The sequence below is a fragment of the Bradyrhizobium sp. CSS354 genome (genome assembly GCF_029051725.1).
In the GTDB taxonomy this organism is placed as follows: domain Bacteria; phylum Pseudomonadota; class Alphaproteobacteria; order Rhizobiales; family Xanthobacteraceae; genus Bradyrhizobium.
In genome coordinates, this window is sequence record NZ_JAACFU010000009.1 from 233,258 (window position 1) to 251,593 (window position 18,336).

24 protein-coding genes and 1 tRNA gene are annotated in these 18,336 nt (G+C 65.0%); 9 read left to right on the forward strand and 16 right to left on the reverse strand.

The window, feature by feature from the left end; all coding sequences use genetic code 11:
- Positions 1–100: 100 nt before the first annotated feature.
- Genes GWG67_RS23170 through GWG67_RS23180 form a run of 3 tightly spaced genes read right to left on the reverse strand, consistent with a single transcriptional unit; the run spans position 101 to position 2,216 of the window.
- Positions 101–715 (reverse strand): HD family hydrolase, encoded by a 615-nt coding sequence (locus GWG67_RS23170; protein ID WP_275171630.1) that lies wholly within the window; start codon positions 713–715, stop codon positions 101–103.
- Positions 712–1,338, reverse strand: a complete 627-nt coding sequence (locus GWG67_RS23175) for a DNA-3-methyladenine glycosylase I (protein WP_275171632.1) — start codon at positions 1,336–1,338, stop codon at positions 712–714. Before GWG67_RS23175 ends, GWG67_RS23170 begins: the two co-directional genes overlap by 4 nt.
- On the reverse strand, positions 1,335–2,216 hold the full coding sequence (locus GWG67_RS23180) for a folate-binding protein YgfZ (RefSeq protein WP_275171634.1): 882 nt from the start codon (positions 2,214–2,216) through the stop codon (positions 1,335–1,337). The genes GWG67_RS23175 and GWG67_RS23180 overlap by 4 nt, the downstream gene beginning before the upstream one ends.
- Before the next feature lie 101 nt (positions 2,217–2,317).
- On the opposite strand from GWG67_RS23180, the gene GWG67_RS23185 reads away from it, so the two are divergent.
- The 5 genes from GWG67_RS23185 (at position 2,318) to GWG67_RS23205 (ending at position 6,475) form a co-directional block, all read left to right on the forward strand.
- Entirely contained in the window at positions 2,318–3,652 is a 1,335-nt protein-coding gene (locus GWG67_RS23185; RefSeq protein ID WP_275171636.1) for a dihydroorotase, read from the forward strand.
- Between the two features lie 191 nt (positions 3,653–3,843).
- Positions 3,844–4,713, forward strand: coding sequence for a sulfurtransferase (locus tag GWG67_RS23190; protein WP_275171638.1), 870 nt, complete (start codon positions 3,844–3,846; stop codon positions 4,711–4,713).
- Positions 4,714–4,817: 104 nt separating this feature from the next.
- Positions 4,818–5,522 carry an RNA polymerase sigma factor gene (locus tag GWG67_RS23195; protein ID WP_275171640.1) on the forward strand — a complete coding sequence of 235 codons (705 nt, stop codon included), beginning with the start codon at positions 4,818–4,820 and terminating at the stop codon, positions 5,520–5,522.
- A gap of 91 nt (positions 5,523–5,613) precedes the next feature.
- Positions 5,614–6,147 carry a DUF4142 domain-containing protein gene (locus GWG67_RS23200; RefSeq protein WP_275171642.1) on the forward strand — a complete coding sequence of 178 codons (534 nt, stop codon included), beginning with the start codon at positions 5,614–5,616 and terminating at the stop codon, positions 6,145–6,147.
- A 10-nt stretch (positions 6,148–6,157) separates the two neighbouring features.
- On the forward strand, positions 6,158–6,475 hold the full coding sequence (locus GWG67_RS23205; protein WP_275171644.1) for a cupredoxin domain-containing protein: 318 nt from the start codon (positions 6,158–6,160) through the stop codon (positions 6,473–6,475).
- A gap of 71 nt (positions 6,476–6,546) precedes the next feature.
- Here the strand turns inward: GWG67_RS23205 and GWG67_RS23210 are convergent, their stop codons facing one another.
- The 4 genes from GWG67_RS23210 to GWG67_RS23225 all read right to left on the reverse strand — a co-directional run bounded on the left by GWG67_RS23210 (position 6,547) and on the right by GWG67_RS23225 (position 8,386).
- Positions 6,547–6,813: a hypothetical protein gene (locus GWG67_RS23210; protein ID WP_275171645.1), complete on the reverse strand. Its 267-nt coding sequence runs from the start codon at positions 6,811–6,813 to the stop codon at positions 6,547–6,549.
- A 192-nt stretch (positions 6,814–7,005) separates the two neighbouring features.
- Positions 7,006–7,383, reverse strand: coding sequence for a TIGR02301 family protein (locus GWG67_RS23215; RefSeq protein ID WP_275171646.1), 378 nt, complete (start codon positions 7,381–7,383; stop codon positions 7,006–7,008).
- A gap of 49 nt (positions 7,384–7,432) precedes the next feature.
- A complete protein-coding gene (locus tag GWG67_RS23220) occupies positions 7,433–7,867 on the reverse strand; it encodes an NUDIX hydrolase (RefSeq protein WP_275171648.1) in 435 nt (144 codons plus the stop codon).
- 18 nt (positions 7,868–7,885) lie between these two features.
- Positions 7,886–8,386 (reverse strand): hypothetical protein, encoded by a 501-nt coding sequence (locus GWG67_RS23225; RefSeq protein ID WP_275171650.1) that lies wholly within the window; start codon positions 8,384–8,386, stop codon positions 7,886–7,888.
- 63 nt (positions 8,387–8,449) lie between these two features.
- On the opposite strand from GWG67_RS23225, the gene GWG67_RS23230 reads away from it, so the two are divergent.
- A complete protein-coding gene (locus tag GWG67_RS23230; RefSeq protein ID WP_275171652.1) occupies positions 8,450–9,214 on the forward strand; it encodes an SOS response-associated peptidase in 765 nt (254 codons plus the stop codon).
- A gap of 12 nt (positions 9,215–9,226) precedes the next feature.
- Here GWG67_RS23230 and GWG67_RS23235 read toward each other — a convergent pair whose 3' ends face one another.
- The 6 genes from GWG67_RS23235 to GWG67_RS23260 form a co-directional block, all read right to left on the reverse strand.
- Positions 9,227–10,420 carry a CaiB/BaiF CoA-transferase family protein gene (locus GWG67_RS23235; RefSeq protein ID WP_275171654.1) on the reverse strand — a complete coding sequence of 398 codons (1,194 nt, stop codon included), beginning with the start codon at positions 10,418–10,420 and terminating at the stop codon, positions 9,227–9,229.
- Between the two features lie 37 nt (positions 10,421–10,457).
- Positions 10,458–11,387 (reverse strand): glycine/sarcosine/betaine reductase selenoprotein B family protein, encoded by a 930-nt coding sequence (locus GWG67_RS23240; protein ID WP_275171656.1) that lies wholly within the window; start codon positions 11,385–11,387, stop codon positions 10,458–10,460.
- A gap of 71 nt (positions 11,388–11,458) precedes the next feature.
- Positions 11,459–12,040: a GDP-mannose pyrophosphatase gene (locus tag GWG67_RS23245; protein WP_027568647.1), complete on the reverse strand. Its 582-nt coding sequence runs from the start codon at positions 12,038–12,040 to the stop codon at positions 11,459–11,461.
- Positions 12,041–12,049: 9 nt separating this feature from the next.
- Positions 12,050–12,493 (reverse strand): GNAT family acetyltransferase, encoded by a 444-nt coding sequence (locus tag GWG67_RS23250; protein ID WP_275171658.1) that lies wholly within the window; start codon positions 12,491–12,493, stop codon positions 12,050–12,052.
- Positions 12,490–13,917, reverse strand: a complete 1,428-nt coding sequence (locus tag GWG67_RS23255) for an FAD-binding oxidoreductase (RefSeq protein ID WP_275171660.1) — start codon at positions 13,915–13,917, stop codon at positions 12,490–12,492. Before GWG67_RS23255 ends, GWG67_RS23250 begins: the two co-directional genes overlap by 4 nt.
- An 80-nt stretch (positions 13,918–13,997) precedes the next feature.
- Positions 13,998–14,987, reverse strand: coding sequence for an L-threonylcarbamoyladenylate synthase (locus tag GWG67_RS23260; protein ID WP_275171663.1), 990 nt, complete (start codon positions 14,985–14,987; stop codon positions 13,998–14,000).
- 68 nt (positions 14,988–15,055) lie between these two features.
- Between GWG67_RS23260 and GWG67_RS23265 the strand changes: the two genes are divergently transcribed.
- A tRNA-Pro gene (locus tag GWG67_RS23265) sits at positions 15,056–15,132 on the forward strand.
- A 202-nt stretch (positions 15,133–15,334) separates the two neighbouring features.
- Here GWG67_RS23265 and GWG67_RS23270 read toward each other — a convergent pair.
- The 3 genes from GWG67_RS23270 to GWG67_RS23280 form a co-directional block, all read right to left on the reverse strand.
- Positions 15,335–15,655 carry a hypothetical protein gene (locus GWG67_RS23270; protein WP_275171665.1) on the reverse strand — a complete coding sequence of 107 codons (321 nt, stop codon included), beginning with the start codon at positions 15,653–15,655 and terminating at the stop codon, positions 15,335–15,337.
- Positions 15,656–15,878: 223 nt separating this feature from the next.
- A complete protein-coding gene (locus GWG67_RS23275) occupies positions 15,879–16,103 on the reverse strand; it encodes a hypothetical protein (RefSeq protein WP_275171667.1) in 225 nt (74 codons plus the stop codon).
- 156 nt (positions 16,104–16,259) lie between these two features.
- Positions 16,260–16,520 carry a hypothetical protein gene (locus GWG67_RS23280; RefSeq protein WP_275171669.1) on the reverse strand — a complete coding sequence of 87 codons (261 nt, stop codon included), beginning with the start codon at positions 16,518–16,520 and terminating at the stop codon, positions 16,260–16,262.
- A gap of 179 nt (positions 16,521–16,699) precedes the next feature.
- Between GWG67_RS23280 and GWG67_RS23285 the strand changes: the two genes are divergently transcribed.
- Positions 16,700–17,161 (forward strand): hypothetical protein, encoded by a 462-nt coding sequence (locus GWG67_RS23285; RefSeq protein WP_275171671.1) that lies wholly within the window; start codon positions 16,700–16,702, stop codon positions 17,159–17,161.
- A gap of 130 nt (positions 17,162–17,291) precedes the next feature.
- Positions 17,292–18,251, forward strand: a complete 960-nt coding sequence (locus GWG67_RS23290) for an N-carbamoyl-D-amino-acid hydrolase (protein ID WP_275171672.1) — start codon at positions 17,292–17,294, stop codon at positions 18,249–18,251.
- Positions 18,252–18,336: the final 85 nt, after the last annotated feature.

Below are 18,336 nucleotides of genomic sequence, written 5' to 3' on the forward strand. Positions count from 1 at the left end.
CGAAGCGTACCCACCACTTTCGTCTCATTTGCGAAAAATGGGTGGGCACGGCGCAAGGGCGCCCCTACCCGCCCCGCAGGACTTTAACCCACGACAACGATCAGGCAAACACTGCGCCAAACCGCTCCAGAAACTGCTTCTCGGCCCGGGCAGCCGTCCAGGGAGTGAGATAGTCGCGCCGGACGCTGTCGGAGAGGCCGGGATCCTTGCCGAACAGGCGCTTGGCCTCGCTCTCGCTAAAACCGGCGAGCGTCGTCGCCTCCAGATAGGCCGCGCCGCGATCGGCGGCCTTGATCGCCAACGTGATCTCCTCCGGCAGCACCGGCGGCAGGCCAAAGCGGATGTGGATGGCTCCGAGCAGGCGTTTCTCGACCGCCTTGTAATGGCCGTCCAGAACCGCCTTGAACGGCGATATCATATCGCCGATCACATATTCGGGCGCATCGTGCAGCAGCGCGGCGAGCCGCACGCGCAGATCCACGCGCGGGTTCTCGTGCCGCATCACGGTTTCGACCAGCAGCGTGTGCTGCGCGACCGAGAAGATATGCGCGCCGATGGTCTGGCCGTTCCAGCGGGCGACACGCGCCAGCCCATGCGCGACGTCGGCGATCTCGATATCGAGCGGGGAGGGATCGAGCAAATCGAGCCGCCGGCCCGACAGCATGCGCTGCCAGGCACGAGACGCCACATCGCGTGACGACTTCCTGGCCGTCATTTGGACTTGAGGCGCGGCTTGCGCTGCGTCTTGCCGCAGCTCGCGTGACAATGGCAGTCGACGAGATGATCGTTGACCATGCCGGTCGCCTGCATGAAGGCATAGACGATGGTCGGGCCGACGAATTTGAAACCGCGCGAGGACAGCTCCTTGGAGATCTGCATGGAGAGCGGCGTCGAGGCCGGCACGCTCGCGGTGGTCTTGAAATGATTGACCTTGGGCCTTCCGTCCATGAAGTCCCACAGGAATTTTGAGAAGCCGGGGCCCTTCTCCATGATGTCGAGATAGGATTTCGCGCTCGCTATCGCGCCGTCGATCTTGGCCTTGTTGCGCACGATGCCGGCATCGTTCATCAACGCGTGAACTTTCTTCTCGCTGTAGCGTGCGATCTTTTCCGGCTGGAAATCGTCGAAGGCTTTGCGGAAATTATCGCGCTTGCGCAGGATCGTGATCCAGGACAGGCCGGCCTGGAAACCGTCGAGGATCAGCTTCTCATAGAGCGCGCGGTCATCATATTCCGGCACGCCCCATTCGGTGTCATGATAGGCGACGTAGAGCGGATCTTCGCCGGGCCAGGGGCAGCGGGTCTTTCCGTCGGGATGCAGGCGGGGAGCACGGCTCATGCGATGGGTTGCTTCGTTGGAATGCGCACGACGTCTGGTTCCGCAAGTGTCAATGTCAAGCCGCCGGCGGTGAGCGGCTGGCCGGCATCGAGCGCGTCGGCAACGCGGTCGATGCGCACCAACGCAATGCCCTTTCCTTTCGCCGACGAGCCCATCGTGCCGACGGGCTTGTCGCCGGCCATGACGCTGACGCCGGGCTCTGGCGAGGAGTCCTCGAGCAGCACCTTCACGCTGCGGGTGCGCGCGGTGCCGCGATGCTGCATGCGCGAGACGACCTCCTGACCGACATAGCAGCCCTTGTCGAAATCGACGCCGGAAAGGCGGTCCATGTTGGTCTCGTGCGGGAACGCATCGCTGTACGTGAAATCGAGCCCGCCGCGCGGCACGCCGAGCGCGATGCGGTGGGCTTCGTATGCGGCGGCATCGACGAGCTCGGCGCCGATCAGATCGGACAGCTTCTGTTTGAGATCTTCGGGGATCAGGATGCGGTAGCCGAGGCCCTCATTGCGCGGATCGGCGAAGGCGAGGTCGGGCTGGGCCGCGGGCTTGCCGTCCCAGGCCGCGAGCACGCCGAGATCGTCGGACAGGTTTTCCACCGTGACCTTGGCGCGCAGCTTGTAGAATTTCAGCTTGGTAGCGAGACCGTCGGCAAGCGGCTTCGGGCAATCGATCAGGAACCCGCCTCCATGGCCGGCAGGCGCTTCCGTGATCAGGAAATCCACGATGATCTTGCCCTGCGGCGTCAGCAGCGCGCCGAATCGACCCAGGCCCGGCTTCAGCTTGTCGACATCGGTCGTGACGAGGCCATTGAGGAAGTTGCGCGCATCCTCGCCCGCGACCTTGATCACGCCCCGGTCCGGAAGAAACGCTGATTTCATACGAAAATCTCTTGCGACATGTTGCTCCGGAACGTAAGCCCGCAAGGCAAAAACGACAAGACCTCAAGCCCTGCGCTTGGGGACGAGAGAGGCCTTCAGCCATGACCCAGCGTTTCGACGTGATCCTCAAGGGCGGCACTGTCGTCAACCAGGACGGCGAGGGAGCCCGCGATATCGGCGTCGTCGACGGCCGCATTGCCGAGATCGGTGCGCTGTCGCAGGCTTCCGCCGCGGAGGTGATCGACTGCAAGGGCCTGCACATCCTGCCCGGCGTGATGGACACGCAGGTGCATTTCCGCGAGCCCGGGCTGGAGCAGAAGGAAGACCTCGAGACCGGCTCGCGAAGCGCCGTGATGGGCGGCGTCACCGCCGTGTTCGAGATGCCGAACACCTCGCCATTGACCGTGACCGAGGCCACCTTCACCGACAAGGTGAAGCGTGCCCATCACCGCATGCATTGCGACTTCGCCTTCTTCATCGGGGGCACCCGCGAGAACGTGCAGGACCTGCCGGTGCTGGAGCGAGCGCCCGGTTGCGCCGGCGTCAAGGTGTTCATCGGCTCCTCGACCGGCGCGCTCTTGGTGGAAGACGACGAAAGCCTGCGCCGCATCTTCCAGGTGATTCGCCGCCGCGCAGCGTTCCACGCGGAGGACGAATACCGCCTCAACGAGCGCAAATCGCTGCGCATCGAGGGCGACACGCGCTCGCACCCGGTGTGGCGCGACGAGACCGCGGCGCTGATGGCGACGCAGCGGCTGGTGAAGCTCGCGCACGAGACGGGCAAGCGCATCCATGTGCTGCACATCTCGACCAAGGAAGAGATCGAATTTTTGCGCGACCACAAGGATGTCGCCTCCTGCGAGGCGACGCCGCATCATCTCACGCTGGTCGCGCCCGAATGCTACGAGCGGCTCGGCACGCTGGCGCAGATGAACCCGCCGGTGCGCGGCGCCGATCATCGCGCCGGGATCTGGCGCGGCATCGAGCAGGGCATCATCGACGTGCTCGGCTCGGACCACGCCCCGCATACGCTTGAAGAGAAACAGAAGACCTATCCGGCCTCGCCCTCCGGCATGACCGGCGTGCAGACGCTGGTGCCGCTCATGCTCGACCACGTCAATGCGGGTCGGCTGTCGCTGGCAAGATTCGTCGATCTCACCAGCGCCGGCCCAGCGCGTCTCTACAACATGGCCTGCAAGGGGCGGATCGCGGCCGGCTACGACGCCGATTTCACCATCGTTGATCTCAAGCGCAGCGAGACCATCACCAACAAATGGGTCGCGTCCAAGGCCGGCTGGACCCCCTATGACGGGTTGCGCGTCACCGGCTGGCCCGTCGGCACCTTCATCCGCGGCCGCCGTGTGATGTGGCAGGGCGAGCTCGTGACCGCCGCGCAAGGTGAGCCGGTGCGGTTTCTGGAGACGTTGAAGGCGTAAGTAATTTGCGGTGAGGCAGCACGCGCGCGCAGCACACTCGATGTCGTCCCGGCGAAGGCCGGGACCCATACCGCGAGGTGTCTCGGTTGCGAAAGTCGCAGTACCGAACGACTAGCCTCCACATAATTTCTTCCCGGGGCTATGGGTCCCGGCCTTCGCCGGGACGACATTGGGAGACATGGGAGCGCACAATGACCCAACCGACATCCCTCATCAGCACCGAGCAACTCGCAGCCCAGCTCGGCGATCCGAATCTCCGCCTCTACGACGGCACGACCTACAACGAGCCGGTGCCGCCAGGCAGCGACGTGCCCTATCGTGCCGTGCCCGGCGACAAGACGTTCGAGGCCGGCCACATCCCGGGCGCCGATTTTCTCGACCTGCAAGGCGAGTTCTCCGACGCCTCTGCGCAGCAATTCTTCATGATGCCTGATGTGGCCCAGCTGGAGGCCGCCTTCGGCCGCCACGGCCTCGATGCATCCAAGTCCGTCGTGCTCTACAGCATCGGCACCATGATGTGGTCGACGCGGTTCTGGTGGATGCTGCGCTCGCTCGGCGTTGACGCGCGGGTGCTCGACGGCGGCCTCGACAAATGGAAGGAAGAGGGACGGCCAGTCGTAACAGGCGCCCCGAAAGGCTATCCGGCCACGACCTTCAAGGCCACACCGCGCGCAGGCTTCTTCGTCGACAAGAATGCAGTGAAGGCACGGCTCGGCGATCCCGCGACTGTTATCGTCAACGCGCTCGGTCCGCAGTTTCATCGCGGCCTCGAGCCGAGCCGCTACGGGCGGCCCGGCCGCATTCCAGGCAGCGTCAACGTATCAGCGGCAACGCTCGTCAATGCCGACAAGACTCTGACGACGCTCGCCGATGCCGAAGCCAAATTCGTCGCCGCAGGCGTCACCCGCGACAAGGATGTGATCTGCTATTGCGGCGGCGGCATCTCGGCGACGATCGACCTGCTGCTGCTGACGCAGCTCGGTTACGACAAGCTGACGCTCTACGACGCCTCGATGGGCGAGTGGGCGAGGGAACCAGCGCTCCCGATCGAGACTGATTAGGACATTCCCTGGTCCCTCCCCAAGGGAGGGACAGAAACTTGGGAACCTTTCCCTTGGGGCGGCATCCAATGTCCGGAACGAAGCCAAACCAGCAGGTGACCGCCATGCCACGGACCGCAGCCGGCCTGTCCGCCAGCGCCAAAACATCAGAAGTCAGGACATTGGAAGCCGAACTGGTCGAGCGGGCGCGGGGCCGTGACGAGGCCGCGCTGCGCGAGATCATGCAGACCAACAACCGCAGGCTCTATCGTTTGGCGCGCGGAATTCTGCGCAGCGACAGCGAAGCCGAGGATGTCGTTCAGGAAACCTATGTCCGCGCCTTCACCCATCTCGACGGCTTCCGCGGCGAGTCCGGACTGTCGACCTGGCTGTCGCGCATCGCCATCAACGAGGCGCTAGGCCGGGCGCGAAGCGCCAGGCCGCATGTCGAGCTGGGCTCGGTGCCCGAAGCGACGCTCGAGGCGCAGATCATCAAATTTCCCGCTTCTCCCGCAGGCGATCCGGAAAGGACCATGGCCCAACGTGAAATCCAGCGCGTCGTCGAGCGCGCCATCGATGAATTACCGGATGTCTTCCGCATGGTCTTCGTCGCACGCGTCATGGAAGGCATGAACATCGAGGAGACCGCCGAGTTGCTCGGCGTCAAGCCCGAGACCGTGAAGACGCGACTGCACCGTGCGCGCACCATGTTGCGCGAGAACGTCGAGAAGGAGATCGGTCCGGTGGTAATGGATGCGTTCCCGTTCGCCGGGTGGCGCTGCGAGCGGCTGACCGTGTCAGTGCTGAAGCGGCTCGGCATCGGCGGCTGAAGTTTTTCGGGAACGTTCGCGCCATAGTCCCATCCAACGCCTGTGAAGCAACGCGCCGGCAAAACGTCCGGCACCACAGGAGTTTCAAACCATGTTCGTTCGTTGGAGCGCGGCGATCGCCGCTGCAATTTTGTTGTCGAGCCCTGCGCTGCTGCAAGGCGCCAGAGCCGCCGACAAGCTGACCGATCCGCAGATCGCCCATATCGCCTACACCGCGGGCGTGATCGACATCAACGCAGCCAAGCAGGCGCAGAAGAAGGCCAGGAACAAGGACGTGAAGGCGTTCGCCGAGGACATGCTGCGCGACCATGAGGCCGTCAACAAGCAGGCGCTCGCGCTGGTCAAGAAGCTGAACGTCACGCCTGAAGACAACGACACCAGCAAGGCGCTGTCAAAGCAGGCGAGCGAGAAGCTCGCCGAACAGGACAAGCTGAGCGGTGCGGCCTTCGACAAGGCCTATGTCGCAAACGAGGTCGCCTACCACAAAACGGTCAACGGCGCGCTGGAAACCCAGCTCATTCCATCCGCCAGCAATGCCGAACTGAAGAGCCTGCTGCAGACCGGTCTGAAAATCTTCCAGGGCCATCAGCAGCACGCCGAGCACGTCGCGGCGGAGCTGAAATAGGGAGGCGATGATGCCGGGACGATTGTCTGCGATCGCGTCAGCGGTCCTGCTCGTGGCGTCGGCCGTCCCGGCGCACGCTGCGACCATAGAGATCACGATGGAGAATCTCGAGGTGTCGCCGAAAGACGCTTCGGCCGAGGTCGGCGACACCATTGAATGGATCAACAAGGACGTCTTCGCCCACACTGCGACCGCTGGGAACGGCGATTTCGACGTGAACCTGCCGGCGAAAAAATCAGGGACGTTGGTTCTGAAGAAGGCGGGCACGGTCTATTATTACTGCCGCTATCATCCCAACATGAAAGCGACGCTCAAGATCGAGCCGTAACGGGCCGGGAGCATGCCCGCTTGCGGCGGAAACCGGCCCCGCCTGCGTGGCGGGGTCATTTTCGGACGCGCTTACTGTCGGGAGATGTCGATCGAGAATTCGCCGTTGCGGATGCGGCCAGGAAAGCCTTCGACGAACTTCGCCACCGCATCCTCGCCATAGGTGCCGACGAGCTCGGCAAGAGCCGCGAACAGGCTGGCCTGCGCCAGGCAGTCGCCGTCGACGCCATCATGGCGCGCTTCGGCCCAGGCCTCGTTGAGATAGCTCAGTGCGGCCTGCTTCTGCTCGTGATCGGGCAGCGGCGCGCGTGCGGGGGCGTAGGACACTGGATGGCTCATGAGACTCGATCAGGGCTGGGGCGCGATCCACGGCGATGCGCTGTGCGAGAGGTGTAGCACGCGCGTTAACGCCCGCTAGGCCACATCTTTAGGAACGGTTAACGGCTGTGTACAAAGTCGATGACAGGGTTCCCGCCGCCGTCATTCCGGGCTCGCGACTTTCGTCGCGCCCCTGAATGACGAATGGAGAGTTCAGTTCGCGTAACGCGCCGTGAGATCGCGCGAGATCTTCGAGCCTTCCTCGATGTAGCGGCGGATCGCCACCGTCGCGGCCGGCGTGCAGCTCCGGTAGGTCTGCTGAAAACCGTTATAGCCGCGGTTGAAGCCGGCGATCATGCGGGTGCGGCGTTCGCCCGCGGGTGTTTCGGCATCGATCAGCGCCTGCATCTCGCTGCGCCATTTGTTGCCCTCGTTGGACCCGCAGATGCCGCGCAGATAGTGCAGCCCACCGAGGATCTCGGCCAGCCGCTGCAAATCGCCGTCAAACGGCGCTGCCCCGTCCTGAGCCCTCGTGGGCACCGAGGCGCAGGCGAGAATCAGGACAAAAATGGCCAGAAATCGCGTCGACATCGGCCGGGTGTATGCCTCCTCAAGGCGGTGGACGCAAGGCGCCGGGCCGTCAGGGGCCGATCAGCCGGTGGGCGGACTGGATGACCTCTTCCAGCCCGCCGGTCAGCTTGAGGTCGCCAAGGCTCGCCAGGGCCTCCGGGGCGATCCAGCGGTAGTCGTCGAGCTCGTCGTTGAGAACCGGCTCCCGGGCCACCCAGCGGGCAGCAAAGGACATGATCAGGTAGTGGCCGGCGCCGGCCGCGGCGGGGAGCACTTCGCGCCAGCCCGCGAGGCCGATGATGTCGATATTGAGCCCGGTCTCCTCCTCGATCTCGCGGCCCAGCGCTTGGTGCAGCGATTCGCCGAATTCGACCCGGCCGCCCGGCAGCGAATAAAACCCCTTTGCCGGCGAGCGCGCGCGACGGGTCAGAAGCACTTTGCCGTCACGAAAAATCGCGGCACTGACCGCGATCTGGGGACGGGTGGGCTGAACGATCGCGGCCATGACGTCACCTGTTCGGGCTCAGTTCGCCATGATGGTGTCGATGTCGGCTTCCGCGCCGCCATTGATGATGCCGCCGCAAGCCGCGATCAGCGGCTTGACCCAGTGGGCGGCCTGCTCGGCGAGGCGAACGCGGGTCGTGTCCTTCTCGACCTCGCGCATGGCCGAGCCGACCGCCGTCAGGATCGAGGTCATGGTGTCGGCGAGGTGGTCGAACTGGGCGCGCACATTCGGGTCGGCCTTTTCATAGGCTTCGATCGCCAGATCCCGCGCCTTGAAATTCGAGGCGGTGAAATGCTCGGCATAGGACAGTGGCGACCAGGTCAGAAAATCTTCCGCGCATTCCGGCATGTCCGGGACCATTTCCAGCAGCATCACGGCTTCATTGAAATGGTTGAGATAGTCGGTGGCAAGCCCGGTCCGCGGGTTGATGTTGGCCACGCGCAGCCGCTCGGCCCAGGCCGCTGCCTCGGGCGCCGTCTGTCCATGCATTCGCGCCGGCTGGGAGACCGTTGAGCTCATCTGCCGCAGTGTTAACGTTCGGGGTTAAAAGGACCTGAACGGACCCTATATAGGCCCTCAAGGATGTGTGGACGCTTCGTCATAACTTCGGCCCCCGCGGCTTTGCGGCAACTGTTCGGCTACATCGAGCAGCCGAACTTCCCGCCCCGGTTCAACGTGGCCCCGACACAACCGATTCCGGTCGTGCTGGTCGAGAACGGCGCGCGCCATTTTCGCCTGATGCGCTGGGGCCTGCTGCCGGGCTGGGTGAAGGATCCCAAGGGATTTACGCTCCTGATCAATGCGCGTTCCGAGACTGTGCTGGAGAAGCCCGCCTTCAAACGCGCGATTCGCCGGCGCCGCGGCCTGATTCCCGCCGACGGCTATTACGAATGGAAGACGGAGGATGGCCGCAAGCAGCCCTTCTACATCCATCGCGCCGACGGCGCGCCGCTCGGCTTCGCCGCATTGTTCGAGACCTGGGCCGGGCCGAACGGCGAGGAGCTCGACACGGTCGCGATCGTCACGGCGGCCGCGGGCGAGGATCTCGCCACGCTGCATGACCGCGTGCCCGTCACCATCAGCCCGCGCGATTTCGAGCGCTGGCTCGACAGCCGCAGCGACGACGTCGATGCCGTGTTACCGCTGATGACAGCGCCGCGCATCGGCGAATTCGCCTGGCACCCGGTCTCCACCCGCGTCAACCGCGTCGCCAATGACGACGACCAGTTGCTCCTTCCGATCAGCGCGGAGGAGATCGAGGCGGAGGTAGAGGCCGCGAAACCGAAGCGGGCGGTGCGGAAAGCGGCGGCCGGGTCGGCCGATGACGGGCAGGGGTCGTTGTTCTAGGCGGCTTCGGCCTCACACAATCTCCCTCGCCCTCAGCTCCGCGATCTCCGCCGCGTCAAATCCCAGCTCGCCCAGCACCGCATCCGTATCCGCCCCCAGCTCCGGCGCCATCCGGTCCAGCCTGCCGCCGCCATGCGCGAGCTTGAATCCGCTGCCGGCGAAACGAAGCCGCCCGTAGGGCGTATCCAGCTCCTGGATCGCGCCGCGCGCCTTGATCTGCGGATGGTCGATCACTTCCTCGACCTTCCAGATGCTGGCGCAGGGCGCGCCGGCATCTTCCAGAATGGTTTCCCATTCGCGCGCCGGCCTTGCCGCGAGCGCCTCTTCGATGATGGCGCGCAGCGCCGGCTCGTTCTCGTTGCGCGCGAACCAGTCGGCAAAGCGCGGATCGCCGAGCGTGTCCTCGCGGCCGAGCGCAGACATCAGCGCGCGATATTGCTTCTCGTTGTTGACGGCAAGCAGGATGTGACCGTCGCCGCATCTAAACAAATTCGCCGTGGTCCTGCGGCTGACGGCCTGATTGCCCGACAGCTGCTGGCGATGGCCGGCGACCGACCAGTCCGCGATCTGCCCCGACAGGAACGCCATCGTCGCCTCCAGCATGGAGACGTCAATGAGCTGCCCCTTGCCGGTGCGATCGCGCTGGTACAGCGCGCTCGACACGCCGAACGCAGCCGTGGCGCCCGACAGCACGTCGCACACGGCAAAGCCTGCACGCGTCGGGCCGGTTTCGGGATGACCCGTGATCGCCATGATGCCCGACAGCGCCTGCATCTTGCCGTCATAGCCGGGGCGCAGCCGATCCGGACCGGTCTGGCCGAAGCCTGATACCGCGCAGTAGATCAGCTTCGGATTGATCGCGGACAGCGCCTCATAGCCGATGCCGAGCTTGTCCATCACGCCGGGGCGAAAATTCTCCATGACCACGTCGACCTGGCTCGCGAGCTTCTTCACGATTGCGATCGCATCGGGCTTTTGCAGATCGAGCGTCAGGCTGCGCTTGTTGCCGTTGATGGCCTGGAACGCCGGCGCGAGCCCGCGCTCCGCCCATTCGCGGCTGAGCGGCGTGCGGCGCATGTCCTCGCCCTCGCGCCGCTCGACCTTGATGACGTCGGCGCCCAGGAGCGCGAGCTGGTAGCTCGCATAGGGGCCGGCCAGCACTTGCGTGAAGTCCAGGATCTTCACGCCCTCGAACGGTCGCGTCACGTCGCTCTCCCTTTTTGTTTTTGGTTGTCGGAGGACGTCAGGCGGCGCGATTGCCGCGCGCGATCTCCTTCTGCTTGTCGAATTCGGCACGGCGGCGCGCCAGCTCTTCAGGCGAGAGCTGCGCGACGTTGTTGTAGTCGAGCTTCCAGGAAGCGTCCTCGCTCCAGCGCAGCGGTGACTGCATCGTGGTCTGCGGGCCGCTTGCGGTCTCCAGCAGCGTGAGCGCCAGCTCGATCGTCTGTGCCTGCGAGGCCACGTCGTGCGGCTTGCCGGCGGAATTGCCGAGCGGAAAATCCGAGAACAGGAAGCGCGGCACAGCGGCGTGCTCGATGATGTCCTTGGCGCAGCCCATGATCACGGTCGGAATGCCGTTGGCCTCGAGATGCCGCGCCACCAGCGCCGTAGTTTGGTGACAGACCGGGCAGTTCGGCACCAGCACGGCGACGTCAACCTTGTCGGCAACGGCCCGCGCCAGGATTTCGGGCGCGTCGGTGTCGAGGGTGACGCGATGGCTGCGGTTGGTCGGCGCGCCGAAGAACCGCGGGGCCACCTCGCCGATGCGCCCGGCGGCGCTCGCCTTCAAAAGCTGCGGCAGCGGAAACCAGGTGCCGTTGTCGGTGGCCGTGGTGTGCTTGCGGTCGTAGCCGATATGGGAGATGCGAAGGTCGTGCTGCTTCGCCGTGTCGCCGTCATAGACCTGGTAGAATTTCGCGCCGCCATTATACGCCGCGCCCGGTCCCTGGTCGCCCTTGTCCGGATCGTACGGCGCGGCCGTCGTGATGATGGTGACGCGTGATTGCGCCAGCGGCTTCTTCAGCGGCTGGAACGGCGCCTCGGTGTAATGAGCCCAGCGATACGCCGTGGTGTAGCCAATCGCGGCGTAATAGTCCCGCGTGCGCTGCATATAGGGAACGGGGGCGTCATAGTCGGGCGCAAAGCCGAATTCGTCGTCGCGCGAAGCGGTCATGGGGCGCGTCTCCTGGTTCTTGTTGGCGACAGACTAGAGATAGTCGGGGGTGAGCTCAAGAGTAAGCGAGCTCACCGAAACACATGCAGCGCCACATGCTGCAGCAGCATGATGGCCTTGGCGTCGATGATGCGGCCGTCCGCGATCATCGCCAGCGCCTCGTCGATGCCGAGCTCCAGCACCTCGATGTCCTCGCCTTCGTGTTCGAGACCGCCGCCGTCGCTGACCCGCATCTCCGGCTCGTACTCGGCGACAAAGAAATGCAGCTTCTCGGTGATGGCGCCGGGACTCATGAACGCCTCGAACACCTTGTGGACGTGGTGCAGGCGATAACCCGTCTCCTCCTCGGCCTCGGCGCGGATGCGCATTTCGGGCGAGGCGTCGTCCAGCACGCCGGCGGCGGCTTCGATCAGGAGATCGTCGTAGCCGCGAATGAACGCCGGCAGGCGGAATTGCTTCACCAGGATCACGGTACGGCGTGCCAGATTATATGGCAGCACGGCGGCTGCGTTGTCGCGCTCATAGGTCTCGCGGTGCTGCGTCTGCCATTCGCCATTGGCGCGCCGGTACTCAAACGTGGTGTTCTTCAGCGTGGTCCAGCCGTCCGAGAGCACGCGGACGTCCTTGATGCGGACGCGGTCGGAAATGGTCATGGCTCGATCTCAATTGCTTGGCGTTGTGGTGCGGCCGTCGAGCCACTTCTGGAACATCACCGAGGTCGATTCCTCGAAACCCAGCGACTGGTAGAACGCATTGGCCTGCTCATTCCCGCGCCGGACCAGGAGCTGGAGCTTCAGAATTCCAGCCGCGCGCAGCCAGTCCTCGGCCGCTGCCATGATGACGCGTCCGTAGCCACGCTTCTGTCTATCCGGGTCGACGGCGACGTAATAGACCCAGCCGCGATGGCCGTCATGGCCGACCATCACGGTGGCGACGATGGCGCCGCCGTCGCGGCCGAGCAGGATGGTGGAATTGTCGCGCCGCCGCGCCAGCGCGATGTCGGCATGCGGATCGTTCCAGGGCCGGGTCAGGCCGCAGCGCTGCCACAGCGCGACCACGGGCTCGACATCGGGGTCGGTGATCGCATCGATCCTGAGCGCACTCACAGCACTTTTCCCGGGTTCATGATTCCGAGCGGATCGAGCATCGCCTTGAGCTGTCGCATCAGCTCGATTGCGGTCTTGTCCTTCACGTCGGGCAGCTCGTCGCGCTTGAGCACGCCGATGCCGTGCTCCGCCGAGATCGAACCGCCCATGCGCAGCACGATCGCGAACACGACCGCGTTCATCTCGTGCCACCGCGCCAAATAATCCGCGGTGTTGGCGCCGATGGGCTGGCTGACATTGTAGTGCAGATTGCCGTCGCCGAGATGGCCGAACGGCACCGGCCGCGCGCCGGGGATCAGTTTGACCACGGCTTCATTGGCCTCGGCAATGAAGGCGGGCACCGTGGCCACCGGCACGGAAATGTCGTGCTTGATCGAGCCGCCCTCCGGCTTCTGCGCCGACGACATCTCGTCGCGCAGCTTCCAGAAGCCGGCTCGCTGGGTGAGGTTGGCCGCGATCACCGCGTCGTCGACGATCTCGTCCTCCATGGCGCGGCCGAGGATCGCTTCCAGCGGCGTGCGGGCATCGTCACCCGGCGAAGACAATTCCATCAGCACGTACCAGGCATGCTTCTGCGCGAGCGGATCGCGCACGTCGATGCCGTGGCGGATCGAGAAATCGACCGCCATCTCCGAGAGCAGCTCGAAGCTCGTCAGCGCATTGGCGGCCTCGCTTTGCGCGATTGCCAGCAGTTTCAGCGCGGCGTCCGGCGACTTCAGCCCGACGAAGGCGGTCTCGATCGACCGCGGCTTCGGAAACAATTTTAGCGTCGCCGCGGTGATGATGCCGAGCGTGCCTTCGGCGCCGATGAAGAGGTTATGCAGATTGTAGCCGGTGTTGTCCTTCTTCAGCTTGGAGAGCACGTTGAGCACGCGCCCGTCCGCCAGCACCACCTCGAGCCCCAGCGCCATCTCGCGCGCGACGCCATAGGCGAGCGCGGCCGTGCCGCCGGCATTGGTCGAGAGATTGCCGCCGATGGTGCAGCTCCCTTCCGCGCCGAGCGAGAGCGGAAACAGCCGGTCGACGTCCGCGGCCTTCTGCTGCGCGATCTGCAGGACCACGCCGGCCTCGCAGGTCATGGTGTTCGACGCAGTGTCGATCTCACGGATCTTGTCGAGCCGCCGCAGCGACACCACCACCTCGCCATTGTGCGGCGTCTGGCCGCCGACGAGCCCGGTGTTGCCGCCCTGCGGCACCAGCGCGATTCTGTGCGCGGAGGCGAGCTTGCAGATTGCGGCCACTTCGGCGGTCGAGCCCGGGCGCAGCACCAGTGGCGAGCGGCCGTGGAACAGATTGCGCTCCTCGGTGACATAGGCCTCGATGTCGGCCGCATCCGTGATGGCGTGCCTCTCGCCGACGATCTTGCGGAATTGTTCGATCAAATCGGGGGCAAGCGGAGGGGTGGCGGGATGATTAATGTTCATTGTCTTGTCTCTTCTCAAGCTTCTTACTCTTTGCGCATGATCTTGCCGGAAAACCGCTACACACTTTTCCGGATCATGCGCTATCGCGCCACGGCCGCCCGGCGCAGCCGATCATTGATCGCTTCGCCCAGATCCTGTTCGGGGATCGCCATCACCGCAATCGCCCGCGGGCTCCTCACATCGAGGGCGCGAAGATAGCCGAACAGATTGGCGGCGGCTTCATCGAGATCGCCGGTGGGGGACAAATTCATGACGGCGGTGGCAGCCTCCAGGCCAGGCAGGCGCGCGGGGCCGAACGCCAGCAGCGCTTCGCCCGGCGCGACATCCTGCGCATTGAGCCGCACATTGGCGCGTGGCGCGTAATGCGAGGCCAGCATGCCCGGCGCCAGCGGCTGGCTGTCGTCGCTGTCGGCCTCCGCCGGCAGTCGCGCCAGCGGCGTGCCGAGCACGACCTCGATCCGCTCGCGTGACAGCCCGCCGGGCCGCAGCAGCATCGGCGCCGCGAAGCAGCCGACGATGGTCGATTCGACGCCGACCGTAACCGGCCCGCCGTCGACGATCAGGTCGATCCGCCCCGCAAGGTCGCCCTCGACATGGGCAGCCAGCGTCGGCGAGACGTGGCCGGAGAGGTTGGCCGACGGCGCCACCACAGCCCCGCCAAAGGCGCGCAGGATCGCCTGCGCCACCGGATGGGCCGGAATGCGGATCGCGACCGTATCGAGGCCCGCGGTGGCAAGCTCGGCCACGGGGCAGTTTTCCGTCTTCGGCACCACCAGCGTCAGCGGCCCCGGCCAGAACGCCTCCGCAAGGCGCAAGGCGCAGGCGTCGAATCGCCCGATCCTCCGCGCCGCCGCGAGGTCGGCGACATGCGCGATCAGCGGATTGAAGGCCGGCCGCCCCTTGGCGGCGTAAAGATGGGCGATCGCGCCGGCATTTCCAGCGTCCGCCCCGAGCCCGTAGACCGTCTCGGTCGGGAACGCGACCAGCCCGCCGGCGGCCAATGTCCGGGCGGCAGCTTCCGCGCCGGCCTCGCCGGCCGGTAAAATCAGCGTTTCAAGACCCGTTTTCACAGGGATAAGATTCCTCAGCTCGGCCGCTTGCGGTGCGCCAAACCCGACGCTATAAGCCGGCCTCTTGTCGGAGTGTGGCTCAGCCCGGTAGAGCACTGCGTTCGGGACGCAGGGGTCGCAGGTTCGAATCCTGCCACTCCGACCATTCTTCCAAAAGTCGACGTTTTCCTAGAGGCTCGTTCCCCAAAGGCTTGGCGGACCGGCCGCCGGCGCCCGGGAGCGCCTTCTTGCAACGATTTTCAGGGCGGGTCCACGGCCGATTTGGCCGGACAGGGCGGCGTGTTGCGAAGGCATGGCTCGGCGTTTGCCGATATCGATAACTCGGCGTTGCAAGCTAGGTCAGAGGACTACCGCCTGGCCACCAGCACACCGACCATGAACGCAATCATCAGCGCCGGCAGCGGCGCCTCGCGGACCATGCCGCGAACGATTTGCGTCCAATCTTGCTCCGGGACGAGTTTCGGAGACCTGATCTCGGGCGCTGGCTTGATGCCCCATTCGGAGGCGAGTTCGGCAATTTCGCCTGAGGCAAGCCGCACGCCGTCGCGGAAGATGGCGGCGTCCGCGCGCTCGCGCGGTGCCAGCAACATCATCGTCGTGACGGCGGTACGCAAGGTCATCTCGCCGTAGCCTTGCAGCCTGACCGATTCCTCGGGGTCGGACGTCATCGCAAATACCTCACAGCGCCAAATGCTTTACAATGCGAAGTGGCGCGCGATGGTGAAGGCCATCGCCGCGCACAGGACCAGCGTGGATACCGCGCCGGCCACGCCGCGCGCGAGATCGGCCCGCGTCAGGTGCCTGGTCATGATTTTGCTCCATGCTCGGCATGGCAATGGCGGGGAGGCGGCGTTGGTTCCTTGCGCGGCGGGCGAATCGCGCGAACGCTGGCTACTTCCGCAGCAGCTCGCTCAGCGCCGCCGTCGCTTCGGCGCAGCGGATCTCGTCGATTTCGCGCGACAGGCTGAGCGCGCTCGATCTGAGCTCTTCGACTTTCCAGCTATCAGGGTGCTGGGTCTCGAGTTGACCGAGCCGCTTGTTCAGATCGTCCAATCTGGTTTGCAATTGTTCGACGCTGGCGGCCCCATTCACCACCCAGACTCGTTGCGCACGCATCGTAGTTCCCCTGCTCGTCTCACGGCGTTGTGAGAGGGGTTCGTGGCCGCAATGGGAATTTCTTTTGTCGGGCTTCAGACGAACGGGAACCGTTGCAGATCGGCAACGCGAGTTCCTTCGCGTCGGCGTGCGTCTGGAGGTCGGCCCGTCACGGCATCAGGCCGCGCGCGGCCACTCGGTCGATTGCTTTTCAAGCCGGCTTTCGAGAATGGCGATGCTCACCCGGATATTGTCGCGCCGGGCCCGCAGGTTCTGCGCGAGCATGGGGTAGGCGACGTTCTGGGGATCGGAGTTTCCAGCCTTCCGCTCTTCCTCCAGAATGTCGGCGTCGATCATTCGCATGCGCCAGCGCAGATCGGAGATCAATGCGTGGAGCTGGGTCGGCATGGTCGCTTCGAAACGGGACGTCGGATGCATGATCGCCTCACGATGAGACAGACCCACTGCGGGTCTGAGGGATTTGCCTCCCTTGCAGCAAGCGGAATGCCAGTGACGACTGAGCGAGTTTCTCCGCGATTGCTCGCCCTCGCGCCGGAACGTTTGCCACTCTTTCCCGTTGCTGCAGGGGCCTCGATAACGAGGCGATCGAGGGACCCATGCCGCTCATCCGCTATTTCGTCTTCACCGGCGGCGCTCTGCTCGCCCTCCTGTACCTTGCTGATTACTACCTGGCCGGCCCCGTGAGCGCGGCCGCCGACACCGGGCCGGACCTCTCGATCGCCCGGATTCATTCCGCGCAGACATGGCCGGAGAAGATCGTCTTCGACACCAACGTACGACAGATTCCGTTGACCAAAACTGTGGCGTCATCGACATCGGACGCGGCGGCGCCGGCCGCGCCGGAAGGTACACGCCAGGCATTTGCGATGGCGGCGCAGCCCGCCACGGAGCTCAAGACTTCGGAGTCCAAGGCTTCGGACGCCAAGGCCGCAGAGCCCAGGCAGGCCAAGGCGGCCGCCCCGAACAAGCGCGTCGCGGAGCGGCATCGTCGCCGCCCGCCGTCGCGCATGGCGGCGCGCGATCAGTTCTTCAACGAGCCCGCCGCCGCAGGATGGTGAGCGGCGCGTTCGGCGTGACGGTCGGGCTGCCTCTCGGTTGGGCACCGTGCCGGACAGCGAGGCTGTGCGCGCGACGCATCGCGCGATAGTCTCTGCCGCGACTTGACGGGAAGCGGCCGAGGAAGAATTCGTGGCAAGATTTGTGACTGTGGCAGCCGGCCAGCTTGGCCCTGTCGCGCGGACCGAGACCAGAACCGCGGTCGTGGCGCGCCTGCTGACCTTGATGCGCCAGGCGCACGCCAACGGCTGCGACCTGATCGTGTATCCCGAGCTCGCGCTGACCACGTTCTTTCCGCGCTGGTATTTCGAGGATCAGGCGGAGATCGACAGCTTTTTCGAACGCGAGATGCCGGGGCCGGAGACCAGAGGTCTGTTCGATCTCGCGCGCGAGATCGGCATCGGATTTTACCTTGGCTATGCGGAGCTGACGGTCGAGTCCGGAATTGTCAGGCGCTACAACACCTCCATCCTGGTCGAGAAGAGCGGCGCCATCGTCGCGAGATATCGCAAGGTTCATCTGCCCGGGCATGCCGAGCACGAGCCCTGGCGCGAATTCCAGCATCTGGAAAAGCGCTATTTCGAGCCCGGCGATGGGTTTGGCGTGACCGAGGCCTTTGGCGGCGTGATGGGGATGGCGATCTGCAATGACCGCCGCTGGAGCGAGACCTACCGGGTGATGGGCCTGCAGGGCGTCGAGATGGTGATGATCGGCTACAACACGCCAGTGCACAATCCGCCCGCGCCCGAGCATGACGATCTCTCGCTGTTCCACAATCATCTGGTGATGCAGGCCGGCGCCTACCAGAACGGCACGTTCGTGGTCGGCGTCGCCAAAGCGGGTATCGAGGAGGGCATCGATCACATCGGCGGAAGCTGCATCATCGCGCCCTCCGGCGAAATCATCGCGCGGTGCACGACCAAAGGCGACGAGATCGCGCTCGCCCGCTGCGATCTCGATCTCTGCAACTCCTACAAGCGCACCACCTTCAATTTCGACGTTCACCGCCAGCCGCAGGCCTACGGGATGATCGTCGAACGGAAGGGCGTGACCCTCATGGCCGACGGAACGCCGGTGCGAACGAAGGAGTGATGTTTCTTTTCTCTGTCGGCCACACCCACCGCTGTGCGCAATTGCGCACTAGGCCGGGACGACGGTCGAGCTTGTGACTTGATGC

Bases quoted from the DNA above. Each gene is read 5' to 3' on its own strand.
- GWG67_RS23170 (WP_275171630.1), bottom strand. From the start codon at position 715: ATGACGGCCAGGAAGTCGTCACGCGATGTGGCGTCTCGTGCCTGGCAG.
- GWG67_RS23175 (WP_275171632.1), bottom strand. From the start codon at position 1,338: ATGAGCCGTGCTCCCCGCCTGCATCCCGACGGAAAGACCCGCTGCCCC.
- GWG67_RS23180 (WP_275171634.1), bottom strand. From the start codon at position 2,216: ATGAAATCAGCGTTTCTTCCGGACCGGGGCGTGATCAAGGTCGCGGGC.
- GWG67_RS23185 (WP_275171636.1), top strand. From the start codon at position 2,318: ATGACCCAGCGTTTCGACGTGATCCTCAAGGGCGGCACTGTCGTCAAC.
- GWG67_RS23190 (WP_275171638.1), top strand. From the start codon at position 3,844: ATGACCCAACCGACATCCCTCATCAGCACCGAGCAACTCGCAGCCCAG.
- GWG67_RS23195 (WP_275171640.1), top strand. From the start codon at position 4,818: ATGCCACGGACCGCAGCCGGCCTGTCCGCCAGCGCCAAAACATCAGAA.
- GWG67_RS23200 (WP_275171642.1), top strand. From the start codon at position 5,614: ATGTTCGTTCGTTGGAGCGCGGCGATCGCCGCTGCAATTTTGTTGTCG.
- GWG67_RS23205 (WP_275171644.1), top strand. From the start codon at position 6,158: ATGCCGGGACGATTGTCTGCGATCGCGTCAGCGGTCCTGCTCGTGGCG.
- GWG67_RS23210 (WP_275171645.1), bottom strand. From the start codon at position 6,813: ATGAGCCATCCAGTGTCCTACGCCCCCGCACGCGCGCCGCTGCCCGAT.
- GWG67_RS23215 (WP_275171646.1), bottom strand. From the start codon at position 7,383: ATGTCGACGCGATTTCTGGCCATTTTTGTCCTGATTCTCGCCTGCGCC.
- GWG67_RS23220 (WP_275171648.1), bottom strand. From the start codon at position 7,867: ATGGCCGCGATCGTTCAGCCCACCCGTCCCCAGATCGCGGTCAGTGCC.
- GWG67_RS23225 (WP_275171650.1), bottom strand. From the start codon at position 8,386: ATGAGCTCAACGGTCTCCCAGCCGGCGCGAATGCATGGACAGACGGCG.
- GWG67_RS23230 (WP_275171652.1), top strand. From the start codon at position 8,450: ATGTGTGGACGCTTCGTCATAACTTCGGCCCCCGCGGCTTTGCGGCAA.
- GWG67_RS23240 (WP_275171656.1), bottom strand. From the start codon at position 11,387: ATGACCGCTTCGCGCGACGACGAATTCGGCTTTGCGCCCGACTATGAC.
- GWG67_RS23245 (WP_027568647.1), bottom strand. From the start codon at position 12,040: ATGACCATTTCCGACCGCGTCCGCATCAAGGACGTCCGCGTGCTCTCG.
- GWG67_RS23255 (WP_275171660.1), bottom strand. From the start codon at position 13,917: ATGAACATTAATCATCCCGCCACCCCTCCGCTTGCCCCCGATTTGATC.
- GWG67_RS23270 (WP_275171665.1), bottom strand. From the start codon at position 15,655: ATGACGTCCGACCCCGAGGAATCGGTCAGGCTGCAAGGCTACGGCGAG.
- GWG67_RS23275 (WP_275171667.1), bottom strand. From the start codon at position 16,103: ATGCGTGCGCAACGAGTCTGGGTGGTGAATGGGGCCGCCAGCGTCGAA.
- GWG67_RS23280 (WP_275171669.1), bottom strand. From the start codon at position 16,520: ATGCATCCGACGTCCCGTTTCGAAGCGACCATGCCGACCCAGCTCCAC.
- GWG67_RS23285 (WP_275171671.1), top strand. From the start codon at position 16,700: ATGCCGCTCATCCGCTATTTCGTCTTCACCGGCGGCGCTCTGCTCGCC.